Source organism: Arthrobacter glycogeni, from assembly GCF_054511155.1.
The window spans coordinates 90,019-105,492 of sequence record NZ_JBTNDE010000014.1; the positions used below are offsets into that span (position 1 = coordinate 90,019).

16 protein-coding genes and 1 tRNA gene are annotated in these 15,474 nt (G+C 63.6%); 8 read left to right on the forward strand and 9 right to left on the reverse strand.

The annotated features are described in order from the left end of the window. Positions 1–67 precede the first annotated feature (67 nt). From pstC to pstB, 3 genes are read left to right on the forward strand one after another with little or no spacing between them, the layout of a single operon-like run. Positions 68–985, forward strand: a complete 918-nt coding sequence (gene pstC, locus ACX80O_RS11180; RefSeq protein ID WP_459333507.1) for a phosphate ABC transporter permease subunit PstC — start codon at positions 68–70, stop codon at positions 983–985. After that, positions 985–2,088 (forward strand): phosphate ABC transporter permease PstA, encoded by a 1,104-nt coding sequence (gene pstA, locus ACX80O_RS11185; RefSeq protein WP_459306066.1) that lies wholly within the window; start codon positions 985–987, stop codon positions 2,086–2,088. The genes pstC and pstA overlap by 1 nt, the downstream gene beginning before the upstream one ends. A 29-nt stretch (positions 2,089–2,117) precedes the next feature. Further along, a complete protein-coding gene (pstB, locus tag ACX80O_RS11190) occupies positions 2,118–2,897 on the forward strand; it encodes a phosphate ABC transporter ATP-binding protein PstB (RefSeq protein ID WP_459306064.1) in 780 nt (259 codons plus the stop codon). Positions 2,898–2,922: 25 nt separating this feature from the next. On the opposite strand, the gene ACX80O_RS11195 is transcribed toward pstB, so the two are convergent. The 4 genes from ACX80O_RS11195 to ACX80O_RS11210 form a co-directional block, all read right to left on the reverse strand. Further along, positions 2,923–3,933, reverse strand: coding sequence for an inorganic phosphate transporter (locus ACX80O_RS11195; protein WP_459333485.1), 1,011 nt, complete (start codon positions 3,931–3,933; stop codon positions 2,923–2,925). Continuing rightward, entirely contained in the window at positions 3,934–4,551 is a 618-nt protein-coding gene (locus tag ACX80O_RS11200) for a DUF47 domain-containing protein (RefSeq protein WP_459333486.1), read from the reverse strand. It abuts the gene before it with no gap. Positions 4,552–4,848: 297 nt separating this feature from the next. After that, positions 4,849–5,496: a hypothetical protein gene (locus tag ACX80O_RS11205; protein ID WP_459306058.1), complete on the reverse strand. Its 648-nt coding sequence runs from the start codon at positions 5,494–5,496 to the stop codon at positions 4,849–4,851. A gap of 149 nt (positions 5,497–5,645) precedes the next feature. Continuing rightward, the gene (locus ACX80O_RS11210) at positions 5,646–5,855 is read right to left on the reverse strand and encodes a hypothetical protein (RefSeq protein ID WP_459333487.1); all 210 of its coding nucleotides are present in this window, start codon (positions 5,853–5,855) and stop codon (positions 5,646–5,648) included. Between the two features lie 64 nt (positions 5,856–5,919). Between ACX80O_RS11210 and ACX80O_RS11215 the strand changes: the two genes are divergently transcribed. The 5 genes from ACX80O_RS11215 (at position 5,920) to ACX80O_RS11235 (ending at position 8,828) form a co-directional block, all read left to right on the forward strand. Further along, positions 5,920–5,992, forward strand: a tRNA-Lys gene (locus ACX80O_RS11215). Between the two features lie 194 nt (positions 5,993–6,186). Beyond that, on the forward strand, positions 6,187–6,813 hold the full coding sequence (locus tag ACX80O_RS11220) for a hypothetical protein (RefSeq protein ID WP_459333488.1): 627 nt from the start codon (positions 6,187–6,189) through the stop codon (positions 6,811–6,813). 203 nt (positions 6,814–7,016) lie between these two features. After that, complete coding sequence (locus tag ACX80O_RS11225; RefSeq protein WP_459333489.1) at positions 7,017–7,247, forward strand: hypothetical protein; 231 nt, start codon at positions 7,017–7,019, stop codon at positions 7,245–7,247. A gap of 130 nt (positions 7,248–7,377) precedes the next feature. Continuing rightward, positions 7,378–8,112: a hypothetical protein gene (locus tag ACX80O_RS11230; RefSeq protein ID WP_459333490.1), complete on the forward strand. Its 735-nt coding sequence runs from the start codon at positions 7,378–7,380 to the stop codon at positions 8,110–8,112. Then, complete coding sequence (locus ACX80O_RS11235) at positions 8,109–8,828, forward strand: hypothetical protein (protein WP_459333491.1); 720 nt, start codon at positions 8,109–8,111, stop codon at positions 8,826–8,828. The genes ACX80O_RS11230 and ACX80O_RS11235 overlap by 4 nt, the downstream gene beginning before the upstream one ends. Positions 8,829–9,162: 334 nt before the next feature. Here the strand turns inward: ACX80O_RS11235 and ACX80O_RS11240 are convergent, their stop codons facing one another. From ACX80O_RS11240 to ACX80O_RS11260, 5 genes are read right to left on the reverse strand one after another with little or no spacing between them, the layout of a single operon-like run. After that, a complete protein-coding gene (locus ACX80O_RS11240) occupies positions 9,163–9,441 on the reverse strand; it encodes an HPr family phosphocarrier protein (RefSeq protein WP_459333492.1) in 279 nt (92 codons plus the stop codon). A gap of 25 nt (positions 9,442–9,466) precedes the next feature. Continuing rightward, complete coding sequence (gene ptsP / locus ACX80O_RS11245; protein ID WP_459333493.1) at positions 9,467–11,164, reverse strand: phosphoenolpyruvate--protein phosphotransferase; 1,698 nt, start codon at positions 11,162–11,164, stop codon at positions 9,467–9,469. A 22-nt stretch (positions 11,165–11,186) separates the two neighbouring features. After that, positions 11,187–13,262, reverse strand: a complete 2,076-nt coding sequence (locus ACX80O_RS11250; protein WP_459333494.1) for a PTS fructose transporter subunit IIABC — start codon at positions 13,260–13,262, stop codon at positions 11,187–11,189. Continuing rightward, on the reverse strand, positions 13,225–14,271 hold the full coding sequence (locus tag ACX80O_RS11255; protein WP_459333495.1) for a 1-phosphofructokinase family hexose kinase: 1,047 nt from the start codon (positions 14,269–14,271) through the stop codon (positions 13,225–13,227). The genes ACX80O_RS11250 and ACX80O_RS11255 overlap by 38 nt, the downstream gene beginning before the upstream one ends. Continuing rightward, positions 14,268–15,035 (reverse strand): DeoR/GlpR family DNA-binding transcription regulator, encoded by a 768-nt coding sequence (locus ACX80O_RS11260; protein ID WP_459333496.1) that lies wholly within the window; start codon positions 15,033–15,035, stop codon positions 14,268–14,270. The genes ACX80O_RS11255 and ACX80O_RS11260 overlap by 4 nt, the downstream gene beginning before the upstream one ends. Between the last annotated feature and the right edge of the window lie 439 nt (positions 15,036–15,474).

Genomic DNA, 15,474 nt, shown 5'->3' on the forward strand with positions numbered 1-15,474 from the left:
CAGGATCAACCCAGTACCAGCACCGAAGGGTTAACTAGTGTCCACGAAGACGGTGTCTCCGAATACGCTGCGCAGAGATGGCGATAGCGGTCAATCAGGGGACAGAATATTCTCAACGGCCAGTCTGTTAGCCGGCTGTCTGATCCTCGCCGTGCTGTTCAGCGTGGCAATCTTCCTGCTCGTTCAGGCCTTTCCCACCTTCATCGCCGACCCGGCCGATATTTCGGGTGGCAGCGGATTCGTCTCCTATATCTGGCCGATCGTCATCGGAACGGTGATCGCAGCCACGATTGCGCTGATCATCGCCACACCGGTGGGAATCGGCGTCGCGCTGTTCATTTCCCACTATGCGCCCCGCAGGCTCGCACAGGGGTTTGGTTACCTGATCGACCTGCTCGCGGCCATCCCGTCGGTGGTCTACGGCGCATGGGGATACGCGGTTCTAGCGCCCCAGTTGGCGCTGGCCTATGACTGGCTTGCAACGAACCTCGGCTGGATCCCCATTTTCGAGGGCCCTGCCAGTAATACCGGACGGACCATGCTGACCGCGGGTATCGTCCTCGCCGTCATGGTGCTGCCGATTATCACCTCGCTCAGCCGGGAGATTTTCCTCCAGACTCCCAAGCTTCATGAAGAGGCTTCGCTGGCGCTGGGCGCCACCCGCTGGGAGATGATTAAGATGGCGGTGCTGCCCTTCGCCCGCCCAGGCATCATCAGTGCAGCGATGCTGGGGCTCGGTCGGGCCCTGGGCGAGACGATGGCGGTTGCGCTGGTCCTTTCCGGCGGCGCACTGACCGCCAGCCTGATCCAGACCGGCAATCAGACCATCGCCGCGGAAATCGCGCTGAACTTCCCCGAGGCATTCGGTCTTCGCCTGAGCGAGCTGATCGCCGCCGGCCTGGTCCTCTTTGTCATCACCCTGGCAGTGAACATGATCGCCCGCTGGATCATCAGCCGTCACAAGGAATTCTCAGGTGCCAACTAATGAGTAGCGCAACCACGACCCGGCGTCCTTCCCAATTCACCAAGAACAAGCTGCCCGGGTGGTCGATCTGGGCAGTACTGGCTGGGGCAGTGATCCTCGGAGCAGCCGTCTCGGCACTGCTCGGGTTCAGCCCGGTCGCCATGGCCCTCTTTGCGGCAGTGTTCTTCATTGTCGGCGGCACCGCGGCGTCGGCCGTGGTGGAAGGCGGGCGCAAAGCGCGGGACCGGCTCGCCACCTATCTGATTTTCGGCGCGTTCATCGTCGCTGTCCTGCCGTTGTTCTCGGTGCTGTGGACGGTGCTGGAGCGCGGCATCCCCGGAATGACCAGTGACTTCCTGTTCCGTTCGATGAACGGACTCACGGGCGCCATCGACAACCAGAGCGTCGCCGAGGGCACTCCGGTGCTGGGCGGCGCCTACCACGCAATCCTCGGCACCCTGCAGATCACTATGTGGGCCACCATCATCTCGGTGCCGGTGGGCCTATTGGCCGCCATCTACCTGGTGGAATACTCCACAGGTGGCCCTCTCAGCAGGGCCATTACCTTTTTCGTCGACGTGATGACCGGCATCCCGTCCATTGTTGCAGGCCTGTTTGCGGCCGCACTGTTTGGGCTGATCTTCGGGCCCGGCACCCGGACAGGTTTCGTGGCAGCAGCTGCCCTGTCGGTGCTGATGATCCCGGTGGTGGTGCGGGCAACCGAGGAAATGTTGAAGATTGTCCCCAACGAACTCCGCGAGGCGTCGTTCGCCCTGGGTGTGCGGAAGTGGCGGACCATCACCAAGGTGGTCATCCCGACCGCCATTTCGGGTATTGCCTCAGGCGTCACCCTGGCGATCGCCCGGGTGATCGGCGAGACCGCGCCAATCCTGGTCACGGCAGGGTTTGCGACGGGGATCAACCTTGACGTCTTCGGTGGTTGGATGAGTACACTTCCGACCTACATTTACTACCAGATCATTACGCCCACATCGCCAACCGCCACCGATCCGAGTATCCAGCGCGCGTGGGCGGCCGCCCTGGTCCTGATCATCCTCGTGATGTTGCTCAACCTCGTTGCCCGTCTGATTGCCCGGATGTTTGCCCCCAAAACCAGCCGCTGACCGGCGCTGAACAACCCCTAAGGATTTAGATGTCTAAGCGTATCGACGTCAAGGACTTGAACGTCTACTACAGCAAATTTCTCGCCGTAGAGGACGTCAACGTCACCATTGAAGCCAGTTCCGTCACCGCCTTCATCGGCCCATCCGGCTGCGGTAAGTCGACTTTCCTGCGGACATTGAACCGGATGCACGAGGTAATCCCCGGCGCCCGTGTCGAGGGTGAGGTGCTGCTCGACGGCGATGACCTGTACGACGACGCCGTTGACCCGGTTCACGTGCGGAGCCAGATCGGTATGGTCTTCCAGCGCCCAAACCCGTTTCCCACCATGTCCATCAGGGACAACGTGCTTGCCGGCGTCAAACTGAATAGCAAGCGCATCAGCAAGTCCGACGCCGACGCGCTGGTGGAGAAGTCACTGCGGGGCGCCAACCTGTGGAACGAAGTGAAGGATCGCCTTGACCGGCCCGGCTCTGGGTTGTCTGGTGGGCAGCAGCAGCGCCTGTGTATCGCCCGAGCCATCGCGGTATCACCGGAGGTTATCCTGATGGACGAGCCCTGCTCGGCTCTCGACCCCATCTCCACGCTCGCCATCGAGGATCTCATCAACGAGCTGAAAACCGACTACACGGTCGCGATTGTCACCCACAACATGCAACAGGCTGCCCGGGTTTCGGACAAGACCGCATTCTTCAACATCGCGGCAACCGGCAAGCCGGGAAAGATGATCGAGTTCGGCAACACCGCCGACATCTTCAACAACCCCCGGGAGAAATCCACCGAGGACTACGTCTCCGGCCGGTTTGGCTGAATCATGTCTGTCCGGCTTTGCCGGTCTAGAGGAGCGGACTCATCGCCAGGAAAAGGACCGCGCCGATCAGTGCGGTCACCGCCGCCGTCGAGAACCACACGAGCAGCACCTTCACCACTTCGCGGCCGCGAATAGTGGGAAATCGTTGATTGGCCCCCGCACCGAGGATCGCCGAAGTCATCGTGTGGGTGCTGGAGAGTGGCATCGACAGGGATATCGAGCCCATAAAGAGCATTGCCGAGCTGACGCCCTGGGCCGTCATCCCGCGCATCGGATCAATCCGCACCAGCCGGTGCGACAGGGTGTGGGTAATCCGCCAGCCGCCGAAGAGTGATCCGATAGCGAGCAGTACCGCTGCGAAGATCTGCACCCAGAGGGGGATCCCGGTGCCCGTTGCGACGCCGCTGCCCACGAGGGCCAGGACGATCACCGCCATGGTCCGCTGTCCGTCCTGCAGCCCGTGACCCAGCGCGAAGACCCCCGCCAGCACCGACTGCGCCAGTCTGCTACCTGAATTCACCTTCTGGGGCGGGCTGTACCGTAAGAGCCAGATGGCGGGAAATACCGCCAGGTAGGCCAGCAGGTATGCCACCAGGGGTGAAAGGATCAGTGGCAGTGCGATCTGCAGGAGGAACATATGTTCCGTATCGGTGATTGACCCGCCCCCGATCAGGGTCGATGCCCCGCCGGAGCCGATCAAACCTCCGATGAGAGCATGGGTGGACGACGACGGCTTGCCCCGGTACCAGGTAAGAACACCCCAGCTAATCGCAGCAAGGAGACCTGCAACGAGGATTCCGAGGCCAACACTCCCCGGCGGAACGCTCAACGCGTCCCCGGCGAACAGGAGTGCGACGCCGGTGCCGAGGAGCGCGCCAATCAGGTTGAAGAACGCAGCCAGGAGGACGGCGACAGTAGGGGTCAGGGCCCTGGTGCGCACTGCGGCGGCGACCGAATTGGAGACGTCGTGGAACCCGTTGAGAAAGGCAAAACCTCCGGCCAGCATCACGACGGCGCCGAGGAGGAACAGGTCCACCTATGATTCCTTGACGAGGATGCTACCCACGTGGGTAGCCACCTTGCGGATGTCCTTGGTGACGTCGACAAGCTGATTAGCCACGTCACGGTGCCGCGCGTAGACGAGCGGCTTGTGATCGTTGAGGAGTTCCGAGCACCAGATCCGGTGGGTGCGTTCGGCGCGTTTGGCTAGCCGAAGGATTTCAATCCAGTACTCCTCCAGCTCGTCCATCGAGTTCAGGCGTTTCATTGCCGCAGCAGTCAGCTCCGACTGGCGGGTGATCACCTCAAGTTGCTCGGTGGCCCGGCGGCTCAGCTTGCTGAGCTGGTACAGGGAAATGAGCTCGGCGGCGCCGTCGAGCTTCTCGATTGCTTCGTTCAAAAGCCGGGACAGGACGTAGAGGTCTTCCCTGGGGAGCGGGTTGACGAAGCTGCTGCGCATAGAGGTGAGCAACGCGTAATGCAGTTCAGCTGAGTTGGCCTCGTGCTGGTGCAATTCTTCGGCGAGGCGGTCGTAGTCGCGGGTGGTGGCCCCGAGGATTCCCGACATGGTGCGCACGCCCAGTACGAGTTGCTGCGCCATGTCGGAGAGCAGGACAAGGCCGGCGTCCTCCTGCGGAAAGAGGCGAAGCTTCACGGGGGGCTACCTAACCTGCTCGGGCATCGGACATGAGTTGCTGCCTAAGAATAACCGACAGTCCCGTGGAGGCTTATTTTGGCCGGACACTCCATGTCCGAACGGCCTGTTGCACCGCCATTTACCCGGAATTCGGCGCTAACAACACAGAAATGGTGCCGAACCGGGAGCGCCTCTCGGCGGAAGGCCGCTCGAAGCGGCTAAATGTTGAAGCCCGGGGGTTCCACAGTCCGACACCACTTTCAGTGTTCTCCCTCGGTGCGCTCATGTCAACATTGGCCCCAGAAACACCGCCAGCTAGTCGAGTTCGCCCCGACGCCATGACGCCGCCGCATGTTCCAGATCTTCAGCGGTTTTAATGAGCTGATGGGAATTGCGCGTCAACTTGGCGGCATGCGCGCCGTTGACGGATTCGGCGTCGTCGGCGTGATGGGTCTGCCCCAGGGCAATGACCCGGCAGAACGCGGCGAAGCGTTCCAGCGCCACGTCAAACTCGCCCTCAAAGGCACCCGAGAGAATGGTGTCCGCCATGGACCTGACCTCCTCGGCGCCGGGGGGCTCCGCGACGCCCGCAATGACATTTGAGACCTGCGCCACATCCTTGCCGGACTCGAAGTAGGAGGCAATGCGCTCAGGATCCTGCTGGGTGGCGGCGCGGAGCGCGTAGAGCCGCCATAGGGCGCCCGGGAGGGAACGCGCGGGGCTTTCCGCCCACATTTCGGCGATCGCCTCAAGACCCTGCTGATCGGCCAGTTCGACCAACCGCTGGGTGATCCCCGGATCGTCAGCGAGGCGGCCATGATGGACCAGAGCATGCGCTGAAAGGTGGGCGGCTTCGGACACTCGCGACGGATCTGCACCGCCGGCGAAAACTTCAAAGTCCAGCGGCGCGAATGGCTTGGGCTTGTGGTGCCGTGGACTCTGGTTTTCGTAATTACCGCTCATGAACTGAGGATACTCCTGCCGTTTCCCTCAGTGCCAGAGTCACCGGCCCGGGCGGCTTTCGGACCCACCGCCCCGTCAAGACTGCGCAGGATCATTCGCAACACCGTGAGCTGTGGTAAGCCAGCCTTCACCTGGTGGCTCCATCCGTTCTAGAGCAGAGCCCAGAGGACCCCCTCGACCCAGCCCGGCGACATCTCGGAATCGATGGTGCCATCACTGCGAGCGGTCCCCGCGGTGCGCTGTTGGCCAGCGATGACCTGTACCGTCGGCTTGTGAAGGCACTGCGGATTGTCGAACCGGCCGTTGGCTGACCTCACCGCCGGCCCCTCATCACCGCCGGTAGGGGCCGCGTTCTGCACACCGGGGCAGGATGCGATAATGTAGGCAGGTCATTTCGACCACTTCGGTGGTGTGGGGTGATGCGGGCCTTTAGCTCAGATGGTAGAGCATCGGACTTTTAATCCGTGGGTCGAGGGTTCGAGCCCCTCAGGGCCCACAATTGTGGGAAACCCGATCATGGAATCCCCGCCGTCCATCGTAACGGCGGGGATTCTGTGCGTTCATGGAGAAACTGGGGATTGACTCGGACCGTTTGAGCGTCTGCAATGGATAGTAGGTAATTCCACAAGGGACGCTACGTTTTCGGCCACCCTCGGTCCGTGAACCTCGGCCCCGCCGGGAGGAAGACCGATGGACCTTGCCAGTTTCGTCATCCAGGCGACGATCGCCGTCGCAGTGGTGGGAATTCTCACCGCTATCACCGCGGCGGTCTTGGCTGGCTCCCTCAAGCGTAATGACGACGTCGACTCCCTGTTTTGGTACGGGTTCTCCGGATTCGTGGCCGTTGTCCTCGCAGTGATTGCAGCCGCAGCAACCATTCCGAGGAGCGAAGGAATGGTCACCGCCGCGGCGCTGCTCTGCGGCGGCCTGGCAGCCGGTTGGCTATGGCGAGGCGAGCGGGAACGCCGGGCATCGCTCGACGCCGAGGCGATCCGCCGCGAGGGCGAGAACCTGCGTGCCCGCCACGAGCGGGTCCTTCAGCAATGGGTCACCTACGAACTGGATCCGGCAGCGGCCATCGACTTTCCGGCGATGACGGATCTCTCCCGCAGCGACACGTCCCAGCTGATCCGATCAATGCGGGCCGCAGCGCTGTCACGGGTCAGGTTCGACGACGGCAGCTCAGTAGCGCCTGAGTATGAGTCGGCTGTGGCACGCCTCGAAGCGGCCCTCGCAGCTGCCGAGACCGCTGCCGGGGTGGTAAGCAGTCAGGTTGTAGGCAGCAAGCCCCACACGCCCGGCCACACGCTCACCTAGCGGCCAGGGCTGGGAGCTCTGGCCGACGCCGGAGGCGTCGTGTAGGTTTAGCTGCATGAGAACAATAACTTTCGAGTAGTCCTTTCAGGGCTTCTTCTCTGATCGAAAACCACACTTGTTGAGGCAGTGCCTCCGAGTGGCGTTTCTTATCCACCACAGCAGCAGCTGAACATCGTTCGGCAGTCGACCATCTAAGGATCTCCATGACCGAGCAACCCAAAAACGACACCAAAGACCACACCCCGGACGTGGCAGTGCACCTGTCCGAGTCGGCAGCGAAAAAACTTCAGGACGATCCCAGGGCCAGGCTCGCGCTGGAAAAGAAAAATCCGGATTTTGGAAAACTCGCCGGGTCCCGAAGCACCGGGCCCAATCATCAGCCGGTTCACCGCAGCGGGAAGCAGGGCAAAACCGAGAAGAAGGCGCGCTGGTAATTCTTCGGGCCATTGGAGGGTTAAATTGAGACTGGCTCCGCGTTCTGCGTATGGGGGAATCGCAGAATGGGGAGCCAGCAACCTCAGTATACTTCAAATCGAGCGGGGGAAGTCCAATTAAGGGGTGGTAATGGCTGTCACAGCTAAGTCCTTCCAGCTGTGGCGATCCCGGATTGCGCCAGACGATACCGTTTCGGATGTGTGCCGTAAGGCGGGGATCAAAAGGTCAACCCTGGGTCAGCAGCTGGTCCGTGGGAAGGTGGCCACCAGCACGATCGTCGGCATCGCCCGCGCCTACCACCTGCATCCCGTGCAGGAGCTTGGCGATTTTGATGGCTACCGCGACCTTCCGGGTGGGATCCGGGAACCGACTGACGCCGAACTGATCAGCCAGGTCTCCCACATCGACATCCTCCGACTCGTCGTGGCCCGCAGCCAGGACAAGGAGGTGGTGGGGCGGGCAGTCCAGCTCGATCTGGCTTCCTTCCCGCACCGGAACTCGGTGCGGGCATGGATCGATGCTATTGATCGTGGTGACCTCCGCCAGGGACTGGCGGCCGGAACCGGCATCGCACCCCAGAACCTTTCGGCGCAGCTCACTGCCGGACGGCTAACCCCCGAACTGGCTTTGGCGGCTGCCCGGCTTGCCGGGGTATCACTAGCGAGCGGACTGGTCGTTACCGGTCTGCTCACGCCCGGCGAGGGGAGCTGGCCGGCCAACGGAAGGCGCCGGGCGCTGAGCGTCATGCAGGACGCAGATCTGGTCTTGCTTGCGAGGGACCGCCTCGACGTGCTCGGTAAGTCACTCAAGAAACTTGAACTGGCGCATAGCCGGGATCGCGACCTATGGGAGAACCTCGGATGAGTGAGCAGGTAATCCAATGGACGGTGCTGGCACTATGCATCGTGTTCGCCTTATTGCGGCTACCGGACGCTGTCCGCGGCCGGGGGCGCGGCGTGTTCGTCGCTTTGGTGCTGCTCGTTGTTGCTGTGGGGTTGAGTCTGCCGCAGATCTACTTGCCGGTTGATGGATTCCTGGGCGGCATCAACATCGCCAACCCGATCCTCAGACTCTCACTTTTCGCGATTGTTGTCCTGCTGGGCATCAGAATCGCTGCCGCCTTCAGATCGCCCCGAACGCGGTGGCTGATTATTGGACCGGTTGGCTTGGCGGTTTTGGGTCTTTTTGTACTGGTTACCGTCGCGCTGTTCGTCATCAGCGACCTCCCCGAAAGTTCAACGGGCTTGTTCGCCTACTCAGAGCAAAGCACCGTGAGGTACTACGCCGAGGCAGGCCGACTCTATCCGGCATACGTTGCGGCTTGCCTGATCGTGCCCGCCCTCAGAGGCGTTGCGGACCCAACCGGCAGGACCGCACATCGGGGTGCGTCGGCGTTGTTGGCGGTCGGTTTTGGTGCTGTCACCTTTTTCGCGGTGGCTCGGTTTACAGTGGGCGACCTGGGTATGTGGGAGGTTCTCCTCCCGTTCGGCGCCATCCTGCTAGTCACGACCGGTCTCACAATCATCTGGGCTGCGCGACGGCGCACCGAATCGTCGCCGCAGGAGAATCAACTTGCCTAGAATTTGACGTTTTGGTGATTGATTACACCAAAGGTATTCACGTTTTCATCATCGTGTGCCAAAATAATGATTAAGTAACTCTGCTTAGCCATGGGGGACAGCGGAGCTACGGTGCGGGGTGGGGCGTCCATTAGAACGGGTGGACGCACCTACCCGTTCCCGACCGGGTTGCCCGGTCCAGGCGTAGCGCTTCTTCGGCCGGCCCGTCGTCCCATATTCGGAAGCAACTCTGGCCTGCTCCCGCGATCTTGGTAGTGGCTTTCCAGCCCTACCGCATCCAGCCCGCGCCAATCACGTCACCGATTGCCGGCGGAGCCCAGACCCGCGCCCAGTGTCACTCGGCGTCGTGGTCGGTCTCCAGAATTTTCGCCAGAGTCTCTAGGGCCTCCTCGGCGCCATCGCCGTCGGCACGCAGCACGACGACGTCGCCGTGGGAGGCCCCGAGGCCCATCAGCGACAAGATGCTTGACGCATCCATCGCGTCTTCAACCGGCTCGCCTTCCAAAGCGATGGTGACTTCCAGGGGAAGCTCACCGGCGGCCTCGGCGAAGATGGCTGCTGGGCGGGCGTGCAGGCCCACTCGGCTCGCCACCGTGGCTTTGCGTTCTGACATAGGGTTTCCTCCTTGGTTAGGGCGCTTACTGGCCCAGGGTTTTCAGAATGGGGAGCCGTTCGCGCACGGCGGTACGCCCCGAATCGGCAGTGGGAGCGGCAAGAGCCAGGGCCGCGAGTTCCTGGGCTTCGTGGCGGGTCACCGAGGCGAGCACCGCCGCGACGGTGGGGAGCGACCTGGCCGACATGGAGAGGGTCTGGACACCCAGACCCACCAGCACGACGGCGAGGGCCGGATCCGCTGCGGCCTCACCGCACACCCCCACCGGTTTCTCGGCCCCCGTGTCTGCAGCTGCAGACTCCGCGCCGGCGACGGTGAGCTTGACCAGTTGAAGCACTGCAGGCTGCCAGGAGTCGTTCAGCGCGGCCAGTTGGCCTAGCTGCCGGTCAGCGGCCATCGTGTACTGGGTGAGGTCATTGGTACCCAGGGAAGCGAATCCCACATGGTGCAGGATTGCCTCGGCCGTCAGTGCCGCTGACGGTACTTCGACCATCACTCCGGGCTGGGTCAGGCCTTCCGCAAGGCACAGCCCGCCGAAGGCTTCGGCCTCCGCGGCGGTGGAGATCATCGGCGCCATCACCCACACCTCAGCTTCGGTATCCGCTGCGGCACGGGCGATTGCCTGCAACTGGCGGGTCAGTACGCCGGCGCTAATGGACCCCGTCCGGTATCCCCTGACGCCCAGCGCCGGGTTGGGCTCCGAGGCGTCGGTGAGGAAAGGCAGCGGCTTGTCAGCACCGGCATCGAGGGTCCTCACCACCACTTTCCGGCCCGGGAACGCGTCGAAGACCTCCCGATACGCTGCGGTCTGCTCGTCTCCGCTGGGCTCAGTCTCACGATCGAGGAAACAGAATTCGGTGCGCAGCAGGCCTACGCCCTCCGCCCCCGCCGCTGCCGCTGCGCGTGCGTCCTTGCCGGACCCGACATTTGCCAGTAACGGCACTAGATGCCCGTCGGCTGTGGCACCCGTCCCGTTGAACGTGCCGAGCGCTGCCGACTGCTCCACCCACCGGGCAGCCGCCGAATGCTCATCGTCACCGGGTTCAGTGACAATGCTGCCGGTGGCGCCGTCCACGTAAACCACGGTCCCGGCTTTGATGGCTTCCGCACCGAGCGCCGCCACCACCGCAGGCAGTCCCAACGCGCGGGCCAGAATGGCCGTGTGCGACTGGGGTCCGCCGCTGCTGGTGATCAGCGCCAGCACTTTGGTGGAATCGAGGGTTGCTGTATCCGCCGGGGCAAGGTCCTCGGCAGCGAGGATGAAGGGCTGGTCCGACGTCGGAATGCCCGGAGCGGGAAGCCCGCGAAGTTCAGCGACCAGCCGTGCCCGCACGTCGTGGACGTCCTGGGTGCGCTCGGCCATGTACCCGCCGAGGCCCCGCAGCATCTCGGCAACAGCCGATCCGGCGTCCCACACCGAGCGTTCAGCGGAGGCGCCGGCGGCGATGAGCTTGGTCGCCGACTTCAGCAGCATCGGGTCGGTGGCCATCATCGCCGTGGCCTCCAAGACGGCGCTCGCATCCTCCGATGCGACCTCGGCGCGACGCTTCAGCTCGGCCTGGACCGCTTTGGAAGCGGACTTCAGCCGGGCCGTTTCGGCGTCGGCGGTGGTGTCCTGACCCCACCGCTCATCCGAGGGTGGTTCGGTCACGCTGCCGGGCATCTGCAGCACAGGCCCGATCACACGGCCGGGGCTAACCCCGACTCCGGTAAGTCTCGTCATTGAACTACCCTCCGGGGTTCGGTTAGGCGGCGACCGTCTCGGCGACAGGGGTGTCTTCGGTCTTCCGCGTGGCGAAGCGCTTCAGGGCAACCACTGCGACTGCCGAGATGATGGTGCCCACAATGATAGCCACCACAAACATAGCGACATTCCCGATCGCAAAGAAGACGAAGATACCGCCGTGGGGTGCCTGCGAAGTGACACCGGAGCCCATCACGATGGCTCCGGTCACCGCCGACCCGAGCATGCTCGCGGGGATGACGCGGAGCGGGTCCACCGCTGCAAAGGGAATCGCGCCTTCGGAGATGAACGCTGCGCCCAGCAGCCAGGCTGCCTTCCCGTTTTCCCGTTCGGCCACTGAGAAACCGCGGCGGTCCAGGACGGTGGCGAGTGCCATGGCCAGCGGTGGGACCATGCCGGCGGCCATGACGGCCGCCATGATCTGCCACGGAGCCTGGTTGGCTACCGCTCCCGCACCGAGTCCAGCGACGGCGAACGAATAGGCTACCTTGTTGATTGGTCCGCCGAGGTCGATGGCCATCATCAGGCCCAGGATTGCTCCGAGGAGTACAGCTGCTGCTCCGGTCATTCCGGAGAGGAAGTCGTTCAGCGCGTTGGTCAGTGCGGCGATTGGTCCGCCAAGGATCAGGATCAGGAGGCCCGATGCAGCGATGGAAGCCAGTAGCGGGATGATGACCACCGGCATCAGGCTCCGGAGCCAGCGCGGCACCTTGATCCGTCCGATCATTAGGGCGATATAGCCGGCAAGCAGACCGCCGACGATGCCGCCGAGGAATCCAGCGCCCATGAAGCCTGCCACAGCACCGGCAACGAAACCGGGGGCGATGCCTGGCCGGTCGGCCAGCGCATAGGCGATGTAGCCGGCCAGGGCCGGGACGAGGAAGCCCATTGACAGGGCTCCGATCTTGAAGAAGACAGCCCCCAGGAAGACTGCGAGGCCCTCCGGCGGCAGGTTGAAGAGGGAGTATTGGGCGAGCATCGCGTCGCCATTGCCCACGCCGTCGGCATTCGACAAGGCAATTTCGTAGCCTGCGAGCAGGAAGCCCAGGGCAATCAGGAGACCGCCGCCTGCGACAAACGGAATCATGTAGCTAACACCGGTCAGCAGTACGCGCTTGAGCTTGCGTCCCACACTTTCGCCGTCGTCGTCGGTCTGTTGGGCCTGAGGATCGGCGGATCCCTGGACGCGCCGCGCATCGGGGTTGTCGGCGGCGGCTAGCGCCTCCTCGACCATGAGTCCCGGTTCATCGATGCCCCGTTTGACTGGGGAGGTGATGACTGGCTTCCCGGCGAAACGGTTCCTGTCACGCACGTCGACGTCGACGGCGAAGATTACCGCGTCGGCGGCGGCGATCACCCCGGGGGGTAGGGGAGTGGCGCCGGAGGACCCCTGGGTTTCGACCTGGAGGTCAACCCCGCGCTCCTTGGCTGCGGCGACCAGCGAGTCGGCTGCCATGTAGGTGTGGGCGATTCCGGTGGGGCAGGCGGTGACCGCCACCAGGCGGCGCGGTGCTGCTGGTGGGGTTGCACCGCCGGCGGTGGTAGTTTCGGCCGGCGCACTGACAAGTGTCGGTGTCGGTGTCGGTGCCGGGTGAGCGTGAGCACCGCCGGAGCTCTGGCGGGGGCCGGCGTCGAGGGCGCCCTGGACGAGGTCGACGACGTCCTGCGGAGTGGCCGCGGCGCGGAGAGCTGCTGTGAAATCCTTCTTGATCAGCGACCGGGCCAGCTTGGACAGGAGTTTGAGGTGTTCCTGGTCGGCGCCGTCGGGTGCCGCGATAAAGAACACCAGATCGGCCGGGCCATCCTTGGCGCCGAAGTCCACTGGTGGATTGAGCCGCGCCATGGCGAGGGTGGGCTCGGTGACCGAGGTGGACCGGCAGTGGGGGATAGCGATGCCGCCGGGTATTCCGGTGGCGGTCTTCTGTTCGCGGGCCAGCGCGTCGGCGTAGAGGCCGTCAGCGCCGGTAGCCCGGCCGGTGGCGGCAACCTGATCTGCTAGCTGGCGGATCACCTGCTGCCGGTCAGAGCCCAAGTCCTGATCAAGCGTGACCAGGTCGGTGGTGATTAGCTGTGCCATTGATCTTCCTCCTTGGAAGTGGTGCATCGAGCGGTGCGTCGGTTGAAGCGTAGGGGAGGTAAAGCCGCCGGGTGGTGACGGCGTCCGGGGTGGTTTGGCTGAGGCTGGGGACGGTGGATCCCGGTAAGGTCGCCGCGGCTGAGCCGTGGGCAACCGCCTGTCGCAGGCAGTGTTCGGGCGAGCCGCCGCCGGTATGGGCCAGCAGGTAACCGGCGAGGGCCGAATCGCCGGCACCGACCGTGGAGCGGGCGGCGACCGGTGGATGAGTTGCCTGCCACGCTTCGTGGGCGGTCACCAGGAGTGCGCCGCGCGCGCCCAGGGTTGCGAGGACAGTGCCGACGCCGGCGCCCACCAAAGTGGCTGCTGCGGCGGCGGCAAGAGCCGGATCGGCTTCGAGAGCATCGCCGTCGGCAACGCCGCTCAGTTCGGCGAGCTCTTCCGCATTGGGTTTCAATAGATCCGGCCTTACCCCTGCGGCAAGCGTGTCGATGAGCGGGGCGCCGGATGAATCGACGGCGATCAGCGGTGCTGTGTCCGGGTAGCGCTTGCGGACTGCGTCGATCACCGTGGCGTAGAAGGTCGTAGGGACACCTGGTGGGAGGGATCCGGCCAGGACCAGCCAGGTTGCCCCGGAACACTCGGCCAGCACCACGTCCAGCAAGGCGGTGAGTTCAGTGGCGCCGAGCAGCGGTCCAGGCTCGTTGATTTTGGTGGTGGTCCCGCCCTGCTCAGTTAGAGTGATGTTGCTGCGCAGCGGGGTGCCGATGGGGACGCTTCTGAACGGGACTCCGGCGGCGCGGAGGCCCACCAGTACGGGATCGTCAGGATCCCCAGGGAGCACCGCGGTCGCGGGAACTTCGGAGGCGCAGAGGGCGCGGCAGACGTTGACTCCTTTTCCGCCCGGTTCCTGGTGGGCGGCAGTGGCACGCTGCACTTCACCCCGGATGAGCTCCTTTGCCAGTTCTACGGTTCGGTCGAGGCTAGGGTTGACGGTCAGCGTGATGATCACGCGACCACCACCTCGACGTCGGCGTCAGCCAGCGCTGCAGCCAACGCGGGTGCGGGGGTCTGGTCGGTGACCAGGGTGTCAATGTCGGCGAGTGCGGCGAATCCCACCAGAGTCTCCTGCTCGAGTTTCGAGGCGTCGATGACGGCGATGACCCTGCGCGCCGACCTGACGATAGCCGTTTTAACTGACGCCTCATCAGGGTCTGGGGTGCTGAGGCCGAAGGTGGAGTGGACGCCGTTAGCTCCGATAAACGCGATGTCCGGGCGGTACCCGTTGAACCGGTCGATCGTGTGGCTTCCGACGGCGGCGCTGGTCAGTCCCCTGACCCGCCCTCCGACCAGTTCGAGGTGCAGGCTGGACGATGCGATCGCCTGGGCAATCGGGACGGCGTGGGTGATCACGACGAGGTCATCCCGGTTCTCATGGGCCAGTAAGTCGGCGAGGTGGCCGGTGGTGGTGCCTGCGTCGAGCACTATGGATCCGATGTGGGGAACCATAGCGAGGGCGGCTTTGGCGATCCGCGCCTTTTCTGGCTGATGCTGGGCCTCGCGGCTGTCCAGGCTGAGCTCACTGGTGCTGCTGTTCCCACCCGTCACCGCCCCGCCATGGACCCGACGCAGGATTCCCGCATCCTCCAGGAGGGCAAGATCACGCCTGACCGTTTCCCTGGTGATGTTGAAACGCTCGGAGAGCTCGGCGACACTGACCCGACCTTCTGCTGCCACGAGAGTGGCGATCTTGCTGTGGCGTTCCTCGGCGAACATTGCGGCCTCCTCGCAGTGGTGACTACCATCACAGTAAATGTCTGATTGAGTGACTATATCTGCGTTTATCTTTGTTTGTCAATCACTTTGTGGCGAGGAGGAAGCGTCACCGGGCAGGCGTCCGGTCAGCGACACTATTGGTATCCCGGCGCGCGATGGATGCCGTTAGCTGGGCCTTGATGCGGTGACATGTTGGGCCACACCACCTCCGAGGGGCTACTAACCCGCCACGCCAGAGGTGATGAATCCGTAACGTCAGAATTGCAAAAGCAAGAACTGCGCACCGTGCAATGAACACGGTTGAAGACCCAAATCTCCAATTGTCCTGTACTCCCTCGTTACGCGGGGGTCCGAGGAAAATTTGCCGTGAGGGTTGAACTGTGAACAGATGGCAGGCGCATAGGCGCCTGTATGGCGATCGGCATCGGAGGATGCGGTT